This is a genomic window from Cycloclasticus sp. PY97N, from assembly GCF_002443175.1.
Lineage (GTDB): Bacteria > Pseudomonadota > Gammaproteobacteria > Methylococcales > Cycloclasticaceae > Cycloclasticus > Cycloclasticus pugetii.
In genome coordinates this window covers 173,605-192,692 of record NZ_CP023664.1, presented here as the reverse complement: position 1 = coordinate 192,692, position 19,088 = coordinate 173,605, and the positions used below count along the sequence as shown (strand labels likewise).

The following is a 19,088-nucleotide window of genomic DNA, read 5'->3' as shown; positions in this document are numbered from 1 at the left end:
TGATCACTGTATGACAAATTGGTAGGCATGGAGAAGCGCATCAATTTCACTGAGCACTTCCGGCTCGTATAGAAAAGTATTAACGCTTGTTAATGTCGTCTATGCTTCAAGCAAGAATCATAGGGTAAATAAAATACCATAATCATGGCAGGTCGAATCCCCCAGCATTTTATTGATGACTTATTGGCAAGAACCGATATTGTCGAGGTGATTGATAGCTTGCTACCGTTGAAAAAAAAAGGTGCGAACTACTCTGCTTGCTGCCCATTTCATAACGAGAAAACCCCCAGTTTTACTGTCAGCCAAGACAAGCAGTTTTATCATTGTTTTGGTTGTGGCCAGAGTGGTTCGGTGATTGGCTTTTTAATGGATTACAGCCACTTTAGTTTTGTAGAAGCAATCGAAGAATTAGCAAGCCGCGCTGGCGTGGAGGTTGTACGCGAGCAAGGGTTTGAAACGGAGAAACCGAAACGGGATTTATCGCCACTGCTGCGTATGAATGAGAAGGTGAGTGACTTTTACCAGCAGCAACTGCGACAGCATGGGGCCAGTCATATTGCGGCGGAGTACTTGAAAAATAGAGGGCTGACAGGCGAAGTGGCTAAAACCTTCCAATTAGGTTTTGCACCACCAGGTTGGAGTAATTTGCTGTCGTCGTTGGGCCAAGATAACGATTCGCTCCATCAGTTAGGTGAATTAGGGCTTGTGGTGACGAATGAAAATAATAAAACGTATGACCGCTTTAGAGAGCGAATTATTTTCCCTATCCGTAATAAACGTGGGCAAACTATCGGGTTTGGTGGTCGAGTCCTAGATGGCGGCGAGCCAAAGTATTTAAATTCTCCAGAAACGCCGCTCTACCATAAAGGCCGTGAAGTATATGGTTTATATGAAGCGCTAAAATCGTCTACTAAAATACAGCAAATTATTGTGGTTGAAGGCTACTTAGACGTTATTTCGCTTTATCAGCAGGGCGTTACAAATGCTGTTGCTGCCTTGGGTACCGCAATCACTCGCGAGCACGTTGATTTATTATTTCGCTCTGTGTCCACCTTGGTGATATGTATGGATGGTGACACAGCGGGACAAAAAGCAGCATGGCGTGCTGTGACGAATGCTTTGCCAGCTTTGCGCACTGGACGGCAAATAAAAGTATTACTGTTAGCTGAGGGTGAAGATCCTGATAGTTTAATTCGTGAAAAAGGGGCCTCACACTTTGAGCAGTTGGTAGAGCAGGCGACGCCGTTGTCCAGTTATTTTTTTGATTACTTAGGTAAACAGCACCCGTTGACGACAATTGAAGGGCGGGCTGGTTTTATGGAGCAAGCGAAACCATTGCTAGATACATTACCTGCGGGTGCTTTTGCAGAATTAATGAAGAAACAATTAGCGCAGCTAACTAAAATGGAAAAGCAAGGTGCGGCCGCTTCCTTCAAACCTCGATTCGGTGCGCGACAAGTTGTTAAAAAAACTGGGGCCGCCCCCCTTTCGGCTATGAGGCATTTAATAATGCTGATTCTTCATGAGCCTGCGTTGGTGCAAAAAATTAATACACAAGACGCTTGGTTACAATTAAATGTGCCAGGAATGCCGGTATTAAATGAAATTATTTCGGTGTTAAATGGTCATATAGAGGTATCGCCAGCAATGCTGCTAGAACGGTTTCGTGGGCACGAACATGAAAAAATTATTAGAGCATTGTTTGCCGAAGAGCGATTAATCGAAGGGGAGTCGACTGAGCAGGAGTTTTTAGGCGCGATTGAGCGCTTGAAAGAGCAGGCAAAAAAGAGTCGTTATGAAATATTATTGGCAAAAGCAGAAGATTTAAGTGAAGAAGAAAGAGATGAGCTTAGAGAATTAATGAAATAAAAGAACATTCGTAGATAAATTAAGAATATCTGCTAGAATACTCGGTTCAGTTGGCGAAAATTTGTACTTAGTTCACGGGAACATAATGGATAAAGAACAACAGAAAGAACAAACCTCTAAAATCAAAGCATTGATTAGTAAAGGGCATGAGCAAGGTTACTTGACGTATGCGGAGGTGAACGATCACCTACCACAAGACGTGGAGCCAGAGCGTATTGAAGAAATCATTACAATGATTTCAGATATGGGCATTAGTGTCAGCGAAGAGGCGCCAGAGTCAGATACTGTATCCGATGGCACCGTTGCTCAAACGGTTGATGAATCTGCTGCGGCTGAAGTAGCGGCTGTTGCTTTAGCAACCGTTGATAAAGAGTTAGGCCGAACGACAGACCCTGTCCGTATGTACATGCGTGAAATGGGCACGGTTGGCTTATTAACTCGCCAAGGTGAGCTTGATATAGCTAAGCGTATTGAAGAAGGGCAAAACGAAATGTTGGCGGCGATTGTTCGTTACCCAGCTGTTGTGGATCGCTTTTTTGATGTGTTCGAAAAAATTAAGAGTGATGAACTTCGCTTAGCAGACTATATTCCAGATTTTGTTGATTTAGAAGACGACTATGATTACACGCAGCCTGCGGCGGCGAAAGATGAAAGTGCACCTGAAATCCCAGCATTAACCATTGAAGATGTCGAAGTTCGTATTAACGAAATTGCGGCTAAGTACAAAGAATGTACTAAGGTGATTAAAAAAGAAGGTTATGCCTCAGAAAAAACTCAAAAAGAGTTTGATGAGTTGGCCTTATTGTTTATGGCACTTAAATTTACACCGCGTTTCTTTACATTGCTTTCAAATGAAATGAAACAATGTGTTGAGTTGGTTAGAGCTCAAGAAAAAACCATTATTGACATCTGCGTTAAACAAGCAAAAATGCCGCGTAAGTTATTTATCGCAGGCTTTGTTAAAAATGAAAGTGACATAACATGGTTAGAAGAGCACTTAAAAACAGACGAGCCATTTGTTGCTGTTATTAAAGAAAATTTCCATGAAATTAAAAAAGCACAAGTTAGGCTGGCTAATGTAGAAAGCGAAAGCTCTTTAGTCACGACAGAAATCAAAGACATTAACCGTCGCTTATCGATTGGCGAAGCCAAAATGCGCCGTGCTAAAAAAGAAATGGTTGAAGCCAATTTACGATTGGTGATCTCCATTGCTAAAAAATACACAAACCGAGGGCTGCAATTCCTAGACCTTATTCAAGAAGGCAATATCGGCTTAATGAAAGCGGTTGATAAGTTTGAATATCGTCGTGGTTATAAGTTCTCTACCTATGCAACATGGTGGATTCGTCAGGCCATTACGCGTTCCATAGCCGACCAAGCAAGAACGATTCGTATACCAGTGCATATGATAGAAACGATTAATAAATTGAATCGTATTTCACGTCAAATTTTGCAAGAAAAAGGTCGAGAAGCATTACCAGAAGAGTTGGCGATAGAAATGGAAATGCCAGAAGACAAGGTCCGCAAAGTACTTAAAATTGCAAAAGAGCCTATCTCTATGGGTACACCGATCGGTGATGATGAGGATTCAAGCCTAGGTGACTTTATTGAAGATGCTAACGCAGTGTCACCAGTAGACTCAGCAACAATTGAAAGCTTGAGAGAGTCAACACAAGACGTACTTGCTGGCTTAACCGCTCGCGAAGCAAAAGTGATTAGAATGCGATTTGGTATTAATATGAATACTGATCACACATTGGAAGAAGTGGGCAAGCAATTTGATGTGACTCGTGAGAGAATACGCCAAATTGAAGCAAAAGCATTACGTAAATTACGTCACCCTTCACGAACAGAGCATTTACGTAGCTTTATAGATACGTCAGAATAGAACAATGGGCCTATAGCTCAGTTGGTTAGAGCAGTGGACTCATAATCCATTTGTCCAAGGTTCAAGTCCTTGTAGGCCCACCATATAAAAAGCCTCAATTCCCGTTTAGGGAGTTGAGGCTTTTTTATTTAAATAAGGTTTTTCAATGCGCTAGATTTACTTTATTCGGTAACCGTATAAAGCCTATAGCGGGTGGGTGATAAAAAGAAGGTGTTGCTGGCCTTTTAAAAAATCTTTAAGTGAAAAAAATCACAAATTAAATTTAGTAATATGCTGTTTACCCGTATGCTTATAGACAATTCATTAATGAATCTATAAATAATATGTCGACAACATTATTAGCCATTTATAACCGGACCGTTTTAGGTCGACCTATTTTTACAATGGTCGTGATGGTGCTTTTAGTCATTTTTCTGGGGACTCATGCTACTAAATTTAGACTAGATGCCTCTGCTGATTCGTTAGTCCTAGAAAATGATGAATCATTAGAGCTTTATCGGTCAATAAAGGCGCGCTATGGCTCAGATGATAGTTTAATTCTTACCTATACACCTCAGTTGGATATGTTTTCAGATGAGGTGCTACAAGACATAAATCAGTTACGGTCAAAATTAAAAAAGATTGATCGAGTTGAGTCAGTAACTACTTTATTAGATGTGCCTTTAATTAATAGCCCTCCGATGACGTTGTATGAGTTAAGCGAGGAGGTTATTACGTTAGAAAGCCCTAAGGTTGATCGTGAGCTAGCTAAGCAAGAGATAATTTCTAGTCCGCTTTACCGTAATCTATTAATCAGCCCTGATGGCGAAACGACTGCCCTGCAAATAACGTTTAAATTTGATGAAAAGTGGGAGAGTTTGCTAAAAAGTCGTGATGCTTTGCGTACCAAGCAGTTAGAAAATAAGCTTTCTGTAAAAGAGGCTAACTTACTGCAAAAAATTTCAGATGAGTTTGATGCTTATAACGCATTGTTACAGGTCCAACAAAGTAAAGATATTGAGACAGTACGTAATATCATGGATCAACACCGAAAGTCCGCGCACTTGTTTTTAGGGGGCGTGCCGATGATTGCCAGCGACTCAATAGACTTTATTCGGCATGATTTATTAACGTTTGGTATTGCTGTTTTTGTGATTCTCATCATTATTTTAAGTGTTATTTTTAGACGCTTACACTGGGTTATTCTGGCCATGATGACCTGTTCAGCATCAGCAATGAGTGTGATTGGTATCTTGGGTCTTTTAAATTGGCCGGTGACGGTTGTTTCATCAAACTTTGTTTCATTGCTTCTTATTTTAACGTTATCGTTATTGGTTCATTTAATTGTCCGGTATAGAGAATTACATCGAACACTGGCAAATTATGATCAGCGAGAATTAGTGCTTGAGACGGTAAAAAGTAAATTTATTCCCTGCTTGTATACATCGATCACCACGATGGTGGCCTTCGGTTCGCTACTGGTTAGCGGTATTCGCCCAGTGATTGATTTTGGTTGGATGATGGTAATAGGTATTGGCATCGCGCAGTTGATGACGTTTACATTATTTCCTGCGGCAGTGGTGTTATTAAATAAGGAAAAGCCGACGCAAGAACATGATATTACCGAGAAGCTGACACAGTTTTTGGCAGATAAGAATAAGCAATATGGTCGTGGAATTATGTTGTCTTTTGTTCTCTTGGCGGTGTTAAGTGTTTGGGGGCTTGCTCAACTGACCGTTGAAAACCGTTTTATAGATTACTATAAAGAGTCGACAGAAATTTATCAGGGTATGGAGCTGATAGACCAAAAGCTAGGCGGTACAACCCCCATGGATGTGGTTATTGATGCACCGGCTTATTTTTACGAAGAAGAGGCTGAAGAAGAAATATATGAGGAGGACGATGAGTTCTTTGATGATGAGTATGGTGATGCTGCTGTTGGAATAACCGGCTCAAGTTATTGGTTTAACAGTCAGATGCTAGGGAAGATTGAGGAGATACATAATTACCTTGATGCCTTTGATGAAACAGGGAAGGTAATCTCCATAGCAACAGCAGTAAGTTTGCTAAAAACGCTCAATGAGGAGATTCTAAATAATGATTTTGAGCTGGCGATTCTTTATAAAAAGTTGCCCCCTGTTATTAAGGAATCGTTAATTGAGCCTTACATGTCTGCCGATGGCAATCAATTACGTTTTAGCATCAGAATTTTTGAATCAGACCCATCACTACAACGCGGAGAGTTATTGGCAGAAATTAAACAGGGTCTAAACCGTGACCTTGGGATAGATGAGGAGCAAATTAAAGTTACCGGCATGGTCGTTCTCTATAATAATATGCTTCAAAGCTTATTTCGCTCACAAATTTTAACCTTAGGCGTTGTGTTTGTTGCTATTTTGATAATGCTGGCAATACTTTTTCAAAACATACGCTTAGCAGCCATCGCCATCATCCCCAATATAATGGCCGCGGGAATGGTGCTTGCGCTAATGGGCTGGTTAGCAATTCCACTGGATATGATGACAATCACCATCGCCGCTATTTGTATAGGCATAGCCGTCGATGACACGATTCACTATGTACACCGTTTTATAGATGAATATAGCCAACATCAAGATTATTGGTTAGCGGCTCAGCGAAGCCATAGTTCGATTGGTCGAGCAATGTATTACACATCGTTGACGATTACGATAGGCTTTTCAATTTTAGTATTTTCTAATTTTATACCCACTATATATTTTGGTCTTTTAACGGGGTTTTCAATGATTGCAGCCTTACTGGCGAATATGACGCTCTTGCCATTACTTATTATTCGTTTCAGGCCACTGGGTAATCAGCCAAAAATTAGTGTTTAATAAGACTTGTTAGTAGGGGATTTAAGGGGGCTAAATCACGCTCGAAAAAAGATGTTTAGCTTTTTGTTGGCTATAAAAATCTAATGCCATGCAAATATTTCTAATCAACAACTGCCCAGAGGCTAAGACCTTAATTTCATTAGTATCGTAGCGTATCAACCCATCACGCGAAAATTGATCGAGCTGTGGGTAGGCGTCAGCAAAGTAAGTGGCAAAATTAATATTAAGTTCTTCTTCAATAGTCCTAATATCTAGCGTGAAATGGCAAATAAGCTGAGTGATCACAGCACGGCGAATTTTATCGTCGGCATTCAGATTAATGCCCTGATAAATAGCTAGTTCATTATGCTTCAAGCTGTTTGCATAGTCGTCTAATGTGCGTTGGTTTTGGGAGTAGGAATCTGCAATACGCCCAATAGAAGTAACGCCAAGGCCAATCAGGTCACAATCTGAACGTGTGGAGTAGCCTTGAAAATTTCGGTAGAGTTTGCCATTGTGTTGGGCAACAGCCAGCTCATCGTCAGGCTTTGCGAAATGATCCATGCCAATGTATACATACCCAGCGCCGGTCAATTGATCAATAGATTGGTGCAGTATTTCTAGTTTTACTTCGGGCGTGGGTAACTCGTCCTTGTTCATTTGGCGTTGAGCTTTAAAGCGCTCAGGCATATGTGCATAATTAAAAATAGACAGCCGGTCAGGGTTCGCGCTATGGATGACTTTATCGAGCGTTTGTGAAAAGCTACGAGGCGTTTGATGGGGTAAACCATAAATCAGGTCGAGGCTAATAGAACGAAAATTATTTGCACGGGCGGCATCAACAACCGCCAATGTTTCGGTTTCACTTTGAATGCGATTAACGGCCTTTTGAACAACGGGGTTGAAATCTTGAACCCCTAAACTGATTCGATTGAAGCCAATCTCTCGTAATAAAGCGATGGTTTTTTCATCGGCTTCACGAGGGTCTATTTCAATGGAAAACTCGCCGTTATCATCATCTGCTAATGTGAAATGTTGGCGTGTAACAGCCATCAGTTCGCGCATTTGTTGATGATTAATAAAAGTGGGCGTGCCACCACCCCAATGTAGTTGTTCGACGATGCGTTTAGAATCAAATAAGGCTGCTTGTAGGGCGATTTCTTTGTGTAAATTCTTCAAGTAGGGAACAGCATGCTGACGATTTTTGGTAATGATTTTATTGCAGGCACAATAAAAGCAGACCGTGTCACAAAAAGGCAGGTGAAAATATAGAGATAGCGGCCCACCTCGTTGATTGGATAGGTCAACTTGCTGCTGATAACTTTCAGCTGTGAAATTTTCATTAAATTCAACAGCTGTTGGATACGAGGTGTAGCGTGGCCCAGCTTTGTTATAACGCTGAATAAGGTCGAGGTCGAAAGTTACGGTTTGTTCCAAGGCTATAGTGATGTGCAAATGTTCAAGGCACTATAGCACTTCAATATGGGTTGATATGATGAAATGAAGTCAGATCTGATGCGGATCAAGTTAACGTTATATCAATTAAAGTAGGTGCGATTTGCTGATATTTACGCACCCAAGTTTGTGATAAAACAAGGCAATGGGGTTGCTCGATGATGGCGCATGATATAAGCATTCAAGCCTGTCTGAGCTCGCCAATCGTTTAGAAAGTTGGTACGTAACGCGATGTATTTTTAGATGATATGATGAAGTGCATAGGACTTTATTTTTATCGGCGTGCTCAGAAAAATTTGAAGTTAAAGGAGACAAGTTGAATATTACATTCCACGGTGCTGCAAAGGGAGTAACCGGCTCCTGTCATCTTATTGAATGTGCCGGTCAGCGCATTCTCATTGATTGTGGGCTGTATCAAGGCAGTCGAGAAATTATTGAAGAAAATGCTGAACCGTTTGGCTTTGACCCTGCTTCGATTGATTTTTTATTACTGACGCATGCTCATTTAGACCATTGCGGGCGAATCCCGCTGTTGGTGAAACGCGGTTTTAAAGGGGTTGTTATCACCACGGCAGCCTCATTGGAGTTGGCTCGGTTGGTTATGCTGGATTCTGCTGGCCTACAAGAAGAAGAGGCGCGCTACCAACAGCGTAAAGCAAAACGACAGCAAAATAGTGATAAGGACATTGAGCCGCTATATAGTATTTTAGATGCGCTCAATAGTTTAGAGTTTTTTGGCAGACAAGCCATTTACGGGCAATCTGAACAGCTAGCAGCGGGGATACAAGCAACCTTTTTTGAGGCAGGGCATATTCTGGGGTCAGCGTCTATTCTTCTGCAGCTTGAAGAGAAGGGCGAGGTTCGACGAGTGCTCTTTTCAGGTGATCTTGGTTACGGTGGACGGGCCATTTTGAACGCACCAGACAGGCCGCCAAAAGTAGACACGGTTATTATGGAAACAACCTATGGTGATAGGGTGCATAAGCAATTACAACCCTCTATTAAAGAGCTTTATGGGGTGATTAATGAAACGATAGGCCGTGGCGGAAATGTCATCATTCCGACGTTTGCGATGGAAAGAGCGCAAGAAGTGCTCTATTTTTTACGAGAAGGTATTCTTAGTAAAAAGATAAAACATTTTATTAATGTGTTTCTTGATTCACCCATGGCAATTTCTGCAACGCAAATTTTTGCGCGGCATCCTGAATGCTATAACACAGAAGCTCTAAACCTGTTTAATGAAGGCAAAGACCCTTTTGGGTTTCCAGGGCTACATTTTACGCGTGAAACGACCGAGTCAATGGCAATCAATCAGGTGGGTGGTGGTGCTGTTATTATGGCAGGATCGGGTATGTGTACGGGCGGACGTGTGCGGCATCATTTGAAACATAATCTATGGAATCGGCGCAGTAGTATTGTATTTGTTGGTTTTGCAGCTCAGGGAACGTTAGCAAGACGTATTATTGATGGTGCAAAAACAGTAAAAATATTTGGTGAAGAGATGCCTGTTCAAGCCAGTATTCATACGATTGGTGGTTTTTCTGCGCATGCTGACCAAACTGAATTAATCGCATGGCATGCAAAAACAGGGAACCCTAAAACGACGTACCTTGTTCATGGTGAAGAGAAAAGCATGAAAAGCTTTGCTGCAAAAATTCAAGCAACAGATGTGAGAATACCAACGCTGCATGAATCGTTTGAACTATAAAGACGAGCATTAGCATTTAGGCTAGTGTATGTATGCGATAGCGATGCACTATAAAACAAACGGTTAATGTCGTTATATCTGCAATACTGCATGCCTGAGCAGTATTTTTAGGGATGTTAATAGCACAATAGTGGTCTATACTAATAAAAAAAATGTAAGTATGGAGGGGTGAGGGGATGAACGATAACACAGCAAGTAATGCGCAGGCAGTGACCAAGGTTAATGTCTATTTTAATTTTAGAAGTCCATATTGTTATTTAGCGTCTAAAAGTATGTTTTCTGTCGTTGATCAATACCGCGTAAAGTTTTTATGGAAACCTTTTGGCGGATGGGCCGGTCGATCATCGCCTGAGCGAGTAAAGAAGAAAATACATTTAGTACGCCAAGACGTAGCACGTAGTTGCAAGAAAATGGGTATTCCATTTTCTCCACCACCGATTGAAACGGACCCAACATTGGCAGGCGCAGTCTCGTTTGCAGCGGAAAAAGAAGGCCTGTTGAAGCCTTATATCATTGAAGTGATGAGGCAAGAGTGGGCAGAAGGCAGTAATATCGGTGAAATAGATACTTTGTTTGAAGTGGCAGAAGTAATAGGTTTATCACATGAATGTGTTGAAGCAGCCAGTAGTGATGAGTCTTATCTTGTTAAAATGGATGAGAATTGGCAAGAAGCACAATCAAAAGGGGTTATTGGTGTGCCATCGTTTACAGTTGACGATCAAATCTTTTGGGGAAATGATCGGATTGATTCGTTGAAAGATCATTTGCATGACCTGAGATTGAGAAACATCTAATGGTAACAACAGAATCGTCAATAACACTTTATCAACGGCCAGATTGCCCCTTTTGTTGGAAGGTACGGTTAGTTGCTTTTGAAACCAAGCTGACCATTAGAGAAATTGTTGTTCAATTGGATAAAAAACACCCTGATGTCGTGTCTTTAAACCCAAATGCGACAGTGCCCGTTTTGGTAGACGGTGATTTGGTGATAACTGAGTCAGCACAGATTATTGAATACCTGCTTGACCAGTGTCCAGAAATACAGCTGATGCCTAGCTCGCCTAAAGCACGTGCGAAGGCCAGACAGCTACATCACTACAGTGATAGCAAATTAGGAAAAGTTCTATTTCCCTATATCAAGCAAAAACGAGATAGCCCAACACACGAAGCCAGTGCCGAGGTTAAGGAATCGACTCGGTTAGCCTGGTTTGATGAGCAGCTCATCTTATCGGAGCAATTGGGTCAGAGTGAGTTTTTTGCTGGGCATTTCTCAGTGGCAGAATGCGCCTTAATACCGCGCTTTTGTTTGGCCATCACACATGGCTTAGCAATCGATGAGTCATTCCAAAACTTGCATGATTGGTATGCACGTTGTGCCGCCCGGTCCTCTTTTCTTAAAGCACTGCCTGAGCAATTTCCGGGGCTTGCTTAGTGCTCTGGTGCGACTTACGTTTCGTCGCTGTTAACATAAGTTTAATGGTTATCTACGAGGGGTTGTATGACAATCCTTAAGGTTATAACGGGTTTAATTTTATTGCTGTTGCTGATATCGGCATGGTTTTATTTCAGTGCTGAAGAGCCAGTGCCGGTACGCTTAGTGTCCGTTAGTAAAGGGCCAGTAGATTTAACGGTTTCTAATACTCGGGCAGGTACCATTAAAGCTTGTAACCGATCACATTTATCATTACCCACCGGTGGGCAAATTGCAGAGTTGTTTGTTAACGAGGGTGACCACGTTAAGAAAGATCAAGTGCTTATTCGACTATGGAATAAAGATCATCAAGCTCGTTTTGAAGAGGCGATTGCCAGAGTGGAGGCGGCCAAACTCACGGTAATTGAAAGCTGCCGTATGGCGAGCCTTAATAAACGTGAACATAAGCGATTAACAGGGTTAGCGGCTAAAAAATTGGTGTCTGTGGAACGTTTGGATGCTGCCGAGACGAAAGAGACTATCTCAGCGGCAAGTTGTAAGAAGGCTCAAGCTAGTAAGGACAGTGCTATTGCCGGTATGAAATTACAACAGGCGATGATAGAGAAAACCGAATTAATAGCGCCCTTTTCGGGTGTGATTGCTGAAATTAACGGTGAAGTGGGCGAGTACATTACGCCATCTCCATCAGGTGTGGCAACGCCGCCGGCCATTGATTTAATTGGCGAAGGTTGTTTGTATGTCCAAGCCCCTGTCGATGAAGTGGATGCCTCCTCAATTCAACCGGGTATGCTTGTGCACCTGACATTAGATGCGTTTCGTGGGGAACGGTTTGAGGGAAAGGTTTCGCGAATTGCGCCGTATGTAAAAGAGCTTGAAAAACAAGCGCGTACGGTAGATATAGATGTTAATTTAGTAGATAAAGAACATTATCAAAAAATGCTTATCGGCTATAGTGCCGATGTAGATGTGGTTATTGAGCAGCAGAAAAACACCCTTAGGTTACCGACAGAAACGATTATTGATGGCAATAAAGTATTGGTATATCAGGCATCTAATAAACAGTTGGTCTTAACGGAGTTTACCCCGGGCTTGAGTAACTGGCGTTATACAGAAATTAAGGCGGGCTTAACGGATACTGAGCAAGTGCTGATATCGCTTGATGTAGAAGGCGCTGTGGATGGAGCCTTAGTGACCATAGACGATGATTGAATTAGATCATTTAGAAAAAAAGTTTCAAATCGGTGATCAAGTTGTTCATGCTCTGGACGATGTTTCTTTAAAGATTGAACAAGGCGAGTATATAGCTGTGATGGGGCCGTCAGGCTCAGGTAAATCAACCTTAATGAATATTTTGGGCCTGCTTGATAGGGCTAATTCGGGTGATTATATGCTCGATGGTATTAATGTATCGACCTTAGAGGAAGCCGAGCGGACAACGTTAAGAAGTCAAAAAATTGGTTTTGTTTTTCAGTCTTATCATTTAGTACCCCGACTATCGGCACGAGAAAATATTGAGTTGCCGATGATGTTATCGGGCATCCCAGCGCAGCAACGTAAGCAGGCGGTGGATGATATTCTTGATAAATTGCACCTAATGGATCGAGCGCATCATAGCCCGAATCAATTATCAGGAGGGCAACGACAACGTGTTGCGATAGGCCGAGCAATAGTGATGAAGCCGAGCATTTTATTAGCAGATGAGCCGACGGGTAATTTGGACTCAACATCTGGAGAGGGTGTGACGCAGTTGCTCGAATCACTAAACGCAGAAGGCATTACTTTAATGGTAGTAACTCATGACGCCACACTGGGTGCACGAGCGAAAAGGCAGTTGAATATGTTAGATGGGCGTATAGTTTAGCGATGTTTTGGACAGACATTGTGGGGTTTATAACGCATGTCTTAAGTCGACACCGGTTTCGTACGATAACGTTATGGCTTGCCATCGCCATTGGTGTTGTTGCAGTTAACCTGTTAACAGCATTGGGCGAAGGGGCCAAATCATTTGTCCTTAAAGAGTTTAATGTACTCGGCCGTAATACGTTAATTGTTTTACCCGGGAAAAAAGAAACCACCGGTGGTATGCCGCCTCTGACAGGTGAATCACCAAGACCGTTGACATTGAAAGATGCCATATCAGTCTCTCGGCTATCAGGTGTAAAAGCAGTGGCGCCCATAGTGGTCGGTAATATTGAAGCCTCGTATGACGGTAAAATTCGTGAAGTATTAACGATTGGCACGAGCCGAGATTTTTTCCTTATTCGCCAACTAAAGGTATCTCAAGGTCAAATACTACCGACTTTAGACCTCGATAAAGGCGAAGCAGTGTGCGTTATCGGCAATAAATTACGACAAGAGCTATTTCAAAATAAGCCTGCGCTTGGCGAACGGATACGGCTGGCAGACAGTCGATTTCGAGTAATAGGGGTATTAAACCAAGGCGGTACTAGTTTTGGTTTTGATATGGATGATGTGATTATTATTCCGGTCGCAAATGCACAGTCTGTGTTTAATGTAGAAGGGCTGTTTCGTTTATTTGCAGAGGTGCGGGTTTATCAACAGCTCGATAATATAAAGCAAGCCATTATAGAGCTGTTAAAAGAGCGACATGAAGGTGAAGAAGACGTTACGGTGATTTCTCAAGATGCTATGTTGACCTCGGTTCAAGAAATATTGGATATATTAACAATAGCGGTGGCAGGCATTGCCTCTATCAGCATGTTAGTCGCCGGTATTTTGATTATGAATATGATGATGATAACGGTTTCTCAGCGGGTTAAGGAAATTGGCTTACTCAAAGCATTGGGGGCAACCTCATCAACAGTACGGGTGTTGTTTTTATCTGAGGCTGGGCTGATAGCAGCAGTGGCCTCTATGTCGGGTTTAGCGTTGAGTCAGCTGATTGTTTTACTGGCGAATATATATTTTATAGAGCTCCAATTTCACTCACCTTGGTGGGCGCAAGTGGGTTCTATATTATTGGCGATATTACTGGCGCTTATATTTGCATGGTTGCCAGCTCAGCGAGCATCAATGCTTTCGCCCGTTGAAGCGCTGCAAGGTAAGCAGCAAAAGGAAGTGTCTTGAATTGGGTCGATAGTGGACGCTGGATCTTTAGCTCGGTATTGAGCTATCGGTCGAGAAGTTTATTAACGGCTTTAGGAATGGCCGTTGGCATTGTCTCGGTGACCTTGTTAACGGCTATCGGCGAAGGGGTTCAACAGTATGTATTAGACAGTTTTTCACAGTTTGGCGCTCGAATTATTGCCATTAACCCTGGTTTAAAAGAAACGCATGGCGCTGGTGGCCTGCTGTCTTCAGTGCGACCGTTAACATTGCGAGATGCACAAGCGCTAAAGCAGTTAACGGGTGTTGAAAAGGTGGTGCCTGTGGTTCAAGGCTCGGGCGTTGTAGAGTTTAATAATCTGCAGCGCAGTGGGGTTATTTTGGGTGTCGGGCCGGATATGAGTGATGCCTGGGACTTTAAAGTGGCTCAAGGGAATTTTTTCTCCGGTAATTTGGAAGATGCGCGCTCGACAGCGGTATTGGGTTACACCATGAAAAAAGAATTGTTTGGTGACTCAAACCCACTCGGCCAGCATATTCGTGTGGGTGGTCAGCGGTTTCGGGTCATTGGCACTATTGAAAAAAAAGGCCAGATGCTTGGGGTCGATATGGACGATACGATCTATATTCCAGCGCAAAATGGTTTGCAGATGTTTAACAGAGAGTCGTTGATGGAAATTAATGTAGTGTTTTCAGCAAATGTAACATTAAAGCGCATTGAAACGCGTATTAAGGATCTTATGATTAAGCGTCACGGGCGAGAAGATGTCACGCTAACCACACAAAATGATATGTTGGAGTCAATGGGCAAAATACTCTCTATTTTAAAATTATCGGTGGGTGGGCTAGGCGCTATTTCATTGCTCGTTGGTGCAGTTGGTATTTTGGCGATTATGACAACAACGGTAAGAGAAAGAACAGCCGAAGTGGGGTTGCTCCGAGCGCTTGGTGCGGATAAAAAAACGATATTAATATTATTCTTGGGTGAGGCTGCCGTGTTAGCGTTAATAGGCGGCCTGTTAGGCTTAGTATTGCTGTTTATGCTAACCGGCTTGTTACAGCTTTTTTTACCGGGCTTACCGATAACGTTTAATTTACTTTTCTTAGGGCTGGCATTAGTGATGTCAGCAGTAATTGGCCTAATAGCCGGTGTTGTCCCAGCTGGGCAAGCGGCAAACTTAAACCCGATTAACGCACTTCATGAAGAGTAATTAATGCGCAGGCTGATGTGTCTTTAAGCGCTGAGTGAAGAGAATAATACTGATCGTTAACAGTATGTAAAAAGGATACAGGTTTTGCCAATGGTGATGATTGCCGATTAAAAACCCGGCCAGTGGAGGGCCAAATAATATCCCTGGGCCTTGGCCAGTAATAACAATGCCTATAACACGGCCTGTATCAATCGGCTTATCGGCTAAACGAGGGCTTTGGGCAAAAATAGCAGTGGGTATCATGCCTAAGAAAAACCCCAGTAAAGCCAATAGTATTAAACCCAATTGGTCTGGATAGCTTGTATGTAGCAGTAGAGTGATTACGATAGTGAGCGCGACGGCGGGGAACGTCAGCATTTTAAACCAAGGGATACCCCGATGAATGAGAAAGCCGCTGACTAAATTTCCAGGGATAATAAAAGCGGGCAAAATAGTCGTAGTAAAAAGTGCGTTGCTCAAGCTAACTTGATAGGTTTCAATGAGGTATGTGGGAAGATAGGTGAGCATGCTAAAGAAGGTGCCAGTGAAACAGGTAAAAATGAGCCCCATAATAATAGCCTTATAGACAACGGACCGAGAGAGTTTCTTATGAACGGTGTCAGAGGCGGTACGTGTTGGGTCAACAAGTTTTATTGATAGTATAAGTAAGGGTAGGGCAAGAAAAAACGCCGCGCCCCACAGCCAACGCCAGTTAAAAAACTCTAAAATCACAGGGGCTAATAAAAAGGTTAGCACACTTCCCGCGGGCATCCAAAGTGCCCAAACACCCATTGTTAAGCCCATATCGGAAGGTTTCGATAAATGTGAAATTAAAGTTGGTGCAGCAACAGACACAAAGATAACTGCGATGCCTTCAATGATACGGCTTAATATTAATTCGTTAGCAGAATTGATAATGATGCTAAAGCCGGCGGTAATAATAATCAGGCTTAATGCGATTTGTAACACTTTTTTGGGGCCGTAGCGATGCGATAAGGCGCCAACAAATATGCCCAGTAGGACACTGGCTAAGGCAGCCGAAGACATAATCCAACCAATTTGGATAACACTCAACGGTAACTCTTTTTTTATCTCTAATAAAGCAGGGCTAGCTTTGGTAACAGTAATGGCCGACGCTATACCGGTTAGGAAGCTTAAGCAAACACCACCCCATTGGGTTTTTGTAACTGTGTTCATATTAATTGTGTTAAATAATCTGAAAGGCTAGGGGCTATTAAAAGGTAAGCCGCTGTGCCTAAGGTTAATGCGGTACAAAAAAGTGCAGAATCTAGTTTAAATCGATCAGCTAAAGCAATACCAACGATAACGGGGGGGGCAGCGGCTGTAATGCTGGTGATAATTAACACCTCACCGCTTAAGCCAACAGGAACCCCACTACTAAACGCGATGGCTGGGCTAACAATCAGCTTAATGAACATAGCTGGTATTGTCAAAAGAACATATTTAAAGCTGCTTATTTTAAAGTTTACGCCCACCATTAAAAGTAACATAGGCACAGTTGCCAGCCCCATCATTTTAAATGCCTGAATAATGCTTTCGTGCGGGATCCATTGAAAATACCGAAGGGTTAACGCTATAACGATTGCCCAAACGGGCGGCATCAGCAGTAATTCACGACCTAAATGACCACCGGCAATGCGCGTTCCAAAGTGCGCTGCAACCAGCACGGCAATTATCCAAACAAAAGGGACGGTGGCGAGCAGGTCATAAATTAATGGAATGCTGGCCATTTCAGCACCAAATAAGGCCTCAACGGCAGGCAAGGAAATCCCCATGCCATTGCCAAAACTAGCCGCTAAAACTAAAGCACCGGCTTGAGGGCGGGAAATATACCCTGCACGAAGCAGTCCAGAAAATAGGATTAGGCTTAGACCCAAGCACAGGCTGATGGTGATAATGCCGGTCATGGGTACCTGATAAAGCTCTTCTTTTAATGGCGTTGTAAGAATGATATATAAAATCAGGGTAGGTGCTAACAGGTTAACCACCAAGGCACTTAGGGTGCTTCTTAGTTGTTGTGTTGTAACACCGCCGGGTTCAAATTTATGCCAAGCCACGCCGGTGGCGAGGATTAAAACCATGGGTATTAAGCTACTCATTGAGGTTATGCTTTTCCTGCAATTTGAATGGAAGTGGCCGGTGCTTTTTCACCAACGTGCATGGCCATAACTTGATCACGAATAGACATTTCCGAATAGGTCATTCGGTCTCGTTGACGCAAGACCTCAAACCAGGACTCAGACATATACACTTCAGAAAAAAGCTGGTGGTCATTCGCATCATGAAATATTTGCCAGAAATACGCGCCATTCCTTTTGCGAATAACCCGTAATTTTTTCATTAGAGAGAGAAACTCATCTGTTTTGTCCTGAGGAATACAGTATTGAATAGACACCAAAACGGGGCCTCTATCACCGGGAACTGAGTCTTCATCAATAGCGATGGGCCATTGAGTTGTGGGAGAGGGGTCTAAACTATCATTTGCGATGGCAAAACGGCGGCTTAACAATAAAGTGAGTAGTAGCCCAGTGGAGGCGATGAATATTGAAATGCTAGAGCCATAATGGTCAGATAAGCTCCCCCATACCAAGCTGCCAAACCCCATGCTGCCGCCAAAGGTAAGCATGACAAGAGAAATGGTGCGTGCACGTACCCAGTTAGGTACGACCATTTGAGCAGATAAAATAAAAGATGAAAAACTAGAAATCCACGCGCAACCCAAAGCAACTAAGGTTAAGCCTAAGGTATACAAATTAGGTTTATAAGCGAGCAGTACCAAGGGTAAAGATAAAATGACGGTGGATAATGAAATAATTTGGTTACGTGTGAGTAAACGATGAAACCGCGGTAATAAGAACGCACCCAAAATTGTTCCCAAGCCCACGACAGTCATTGAAATACCGAAACTTTGAGCGCCCATGTTCATTTCACGAATAACAATAATGGGTAATAAAGCCCAAGAAACACTGGCGAAAAAGAAAAACATCGCACTACGGAATAATACGATACGTAATGAACGGACATTTCGTGTGTAGCGTAAACCAGCTTTAAAAGCACCCATAAATCGTTCAACGGGCAAGGCAGACTGATTATCTGGTTTTTTGGGTTTCCAAATAGCTAAGGCCACAATTAAGCCGGTAAACGAAACTGCGTTAAAGATAAAAACCCCAGTTGGGCCAGATTGAAAAATAATAAAGCCACCAATGGCCGGACCAATGGCGCGGGTAACATTGGTACTTAAGGTGTTTAAAGTAATCGCGTTTGGCAACTGTGCTCTGGGCGCAAAATCGGGCACGCTGGCTGCCCAAGCGGGCCTCATCATCGCATTGCCAGCACCTAAGGCAAAAGTAAATAGCAACAAACTTAAGGGCGTAACGGCATCAAAATAAGTACTGATCGCAAGGCCGCTTGCTGTTAGAAACAGCGCGATATGTAGGGCCAGCAACATTCGACGGTGGTCAATTAGGTCAGCCAACGTGCCGGATGGGTAGGCTAAAAATAAAAATGGTAGGGTGATGGCCGTTTGGATTAAAGCGATATAAAAGTCGGATGTTGGCATGGAAGCCATCAGCCAGGTGGTGCCAATTTCTGTCATCCAGGTACCAACATTTGAGATGGTCATAGCGATCCACATCATCCTGAAAAC

The 19,088-nt window shown here is 42.8% G+C and carries 14 protein-coding genes and 1 tRNA gene; 11 read left to right on the top strand and 4 right to left on the bottom strand.

The window, feature by feature from the left end; translation table 11 throughout:
- Positions 1-144 precede the first annotated feature (144 nt).
- The 4 genes from dnaG (at position 145) to CPC19_RS00995 (ending at position 6,591) form a co-directional block, all read left to right on the top strand.
- On the top strand, positions 145-1,869 hold the full coding sequence (dnaG, locus tag CPC19_RS01010; protein ID WP_016390311.1) for a DNA primase: 1,725 nt from the start codon (positions 145-147) through the stop codon (positions 1,867-1,869).
- Positions 1,870-1,954: 85 nt separating this feature from the next.
- Entirely contained in the window at positions 1,955-3,757 is a 1,803-nt protein-coding gene (gene rpoD / locus CPC19_RS01005) for an RNA polymerase sigma factor RpoD (protein WP_015004915.1), read from the top strand.
- A gap of 6 nt (positions 3,758-3,763) precedes the next feature.
- Positions 3,764-3,840, top strand: a tRNA-Ile gene (locus CPC19_RS01000).
- A 240-nt stretch (positions 3,841-4,080) separates the two neighbouring features.
- Positions 4,081-6,591 carry an RND family transporter gene (locus CPC19_RS00995; RefSeq protein WP_016390312.1) on the top strand — a complete coding sequence of 837 codons (2,511 nt, stop codon included), beginning with the start codon at positions 4,081-4,083 and terminating at the stop codon, positions 6,589-6,591.
- Positions 6,592-6,621: 30 nt separating this feature from the next.
- On the opposite strand, the gene hemN is transcribed toward CPC19_RS00995, so the two are convergent.
- On the bottom strand, positions 6,622-8,007 hold the full coding sequence (hemN, locus tag CPC19_RS00990; protein ID WP_016390313.1) for an oxygen-independent coproporphyrinogen III oxidase: 1,386 nt from the start codon (positions 8,005-8,007) through the stop codon (positions 6,622-6,624).
- Positions 8,008-8,341: 334 nt separating this feature from the next.
- Here hemN and CPC19_RS00985 point away from each other — a divergent pair, with 334 nt between their 5' ends.
- From CPC19_RS00985 to CPC19_RS00955, 7 genes are all read left to right on the top strand, one after another.
- Positions 8,342-9,733, top strand: coding sequence for an MBL fold metallo-hydrolase RNA specificity domain-containing protein (locus tag CPC19_RS00985; protein WP_016390314.1), 1,392 nt, complete (start codon positions 8,342-8,344; stop codon positions 9,731-9,733).
- A 176-nt stretch (positions 9,734-9,909) separates the two neighbouring features.
- Complete coding sequence (locus tag CPC19_RS00980) at positions 9,910-10,527, top strand: 2-hydroxychromene-2-carboxylate isomerase (RefSeq protein ID WP_015004919.1); 618 nt, start codon at positions 9,910-9,912, stop codon at positions 10,525-10,527.
- Positions 10,527-11,165 (top strand): glutathione S-transferase family protein, encoded by a 639-nt coding sequence (locus tag CPC19_RS00975; protein ID WP_016390315.1) that lies wholly within the window; start codon positions 10,527-10,529, stop codon positions 11,163-11,165. Before CPC19_RS00980 ends, CPC19_RS00975 begins: the two co-directional genes overlap by 1 nt.
- A gap of 66 nt (positions 11,166-11,231) precedes the next feature.
- Positions 11,232-12,374 carry an efflux RND transporter periplasmic adaptor subunit gene (locus CPC19_RS00970; RefSeq protein WP_016390316.1) on the top strand — a complete coding sequence of 381 codons (1,143 nt, stop codon included), beginning with the start codon at positions 11,232-11,234 and terminating at the stop codon, positions 12,372-12,374.
- Positions 12,367-13,026, top strand: coding sequence for an ABC transporter ATP-binding protein (locus tag CPC19_RS00965; protein WP_015004922.1), 660 nt, complete (start codon positions 12,367-12,369; stop codon positions 13,024-13,026). Before CPC19_RS00970 ends, CPC19_RS00965 begins: the two co-directional genes overlap by 8 nt.
- 2 nt (positions 13,027-13,028) lie before the next feature.
- The gene (locus tag CPC19_RS00960) at positions 13,029-14,252 is read left to right on the top strand and encodes an ABC transporter permease (protein ID WP_016390317.1); all 1,224 of its coding nucleotides are present in this window, start codon (positions 13,029-13,031) and stop codon (positions 14,250-14,252) included.
- The gene (locus CPC19_RS00955; protein ID WP_016390318.1) at positions 14,249-15,442 is read left to right on the top strand and encodes an ABC transporter permease; all 1,194 of its coding nucleotides are present in this window, start codon (positions 14,249-14,251) and stop codon (positions 15,440-15,442) included. Before CPC19_RS00960 ends, CPC19_RS00955 begins: the two co-directional genes overlap by 4 nt.
- On the opposite strand, the gene CPC19_RS00950 is transcribed toward CPC19_RS00955, so the two are convergent.
- The 3 genes from CPC19_RS00950 to CPC19_RS00940 are packed head-to-tail and all read right to left on the bottom strand — an operon-like array spanning position 15,443 to position 19,064.
- Positions 15,443-16,618 carry an MFS transporter gene (locus tag CPC19_RS00950; RefSeq protein WP_016390319.1) on the bottom strand — a complete coding sequence of 392 codons (1,176 nt, stop codon included), beginning with the start codon at positions 16,616-16,618 and terminating at the stop codon, positions 15,443-15,445.
- Positions 16,615-17,541 carry an AEC family transporter gene (locus tag CPC19_RS00945; RefSeq protein WP_016390320.1) on the bottom strand — a complete coding sequence of 309 codons (927 nt, stop codon included), beginning with the start codon at positions 17,539-17,541 and terminating at the stop codon, positions 16,615-16,617. Before CPC19_RS00945 ends, CPC19_RS00950 begins: the two co-directional genes overlap by 4 nt.
- Before the next feature lie 5 nt (positions 17,542-17,546).
- Entirely contained in the window at positions 17,547-19,064 is a 1,518-nt protein-coding gene (locus tag CPC19_RS00940; protein ID WP_016390321.1) for an MFS transporter, read from the bottom strand.
- Positions 19,065-19,088 lie beyond the last annotated feature (24 nt).

What these genes read in the sequence shown, in the direction of transcription:
- CPC19_RS00995 (WP_016390312.1), top strand. Translation starts at nt 4,081, where the DNA reads ATGTCGACAACATTATTAGCCATTTATAACCGGACCGTTTTAGGTCGA.
- CPC19_RS00940 (WP_016390321.1), bottom strand. Translation starts at nt 19,064, where the DNA reads ATGACCATCTCAAATGTTGGTACCTGGATGACAGAAATTGGCACCACC.
- rpoD (WP_015004915.1), top strand. Translation starts at nt 1,955, where the DNA reads ATGGATAAAGAACAACAGAAAGAACAAACCTCTAAAATCAAAGCATTG.
- dnaG (WP_016390311.1), top strand. Translation starts at nt 145, where the DNA reads ATGGCAGGTCGAATCCCCCAGCATTTTATTGATGACTTATTGGCAAGA.
- CPC19_RS00980 (WP_015004919.1), top strand. Translation starts at nt 9,910, where the DNA reads ATGAACGATAACACAGCAAGTAATGCGCAGGCAGTGACCAAGGTTAAT.
- CPC19_RS00950 (WP_016390319.1), bottom strand. Translation starts at nt 16,618, where the DNA reads ATGAACACAGTTACAAAAACCCAATGGGGTGGTGTTTGCTTAAGCTTC.
- CPC19_RS00960 (WP_016390317.1), top strand. Translation starts at nt 13,029, where the DNA reads ATGTTTTGGACAGACATTGTGGGGTTTATAACGCATGTCTTAAGTCGA.
- CPC19_RS00965 (WP_015004922.1), top strand. Translation starts at nt 12,367, where the DNA reads ATGATTGAATTAGATCATTTAGAAAAAAAGTTTCAAATCGGTGATCAA.
- CPC19_RS00945 (WP_016390320.1), bottom strand. Translation starts at nt 17,541, where the DNA reads ATGAGTAGCTTAATACCCATGGTTTTAATCCTCGCCACCGGCGTGGCT.
- CPC19_RS00970 (WP_016390316.1), top strand. Translation starts at nt 11,232, where the DNA reads ATGACAATCCTTAAGGTTATAACGGGTTTAATTTTATTGCTGTTGCTG.
- CPC19_RS00975 (WP_016390315.1), top strand. Translation starts at nt 10,527, where the DNA reads ATGGTAACAACAGAATCGTCAATAACACTTTATCAACGGCCAGATTGC.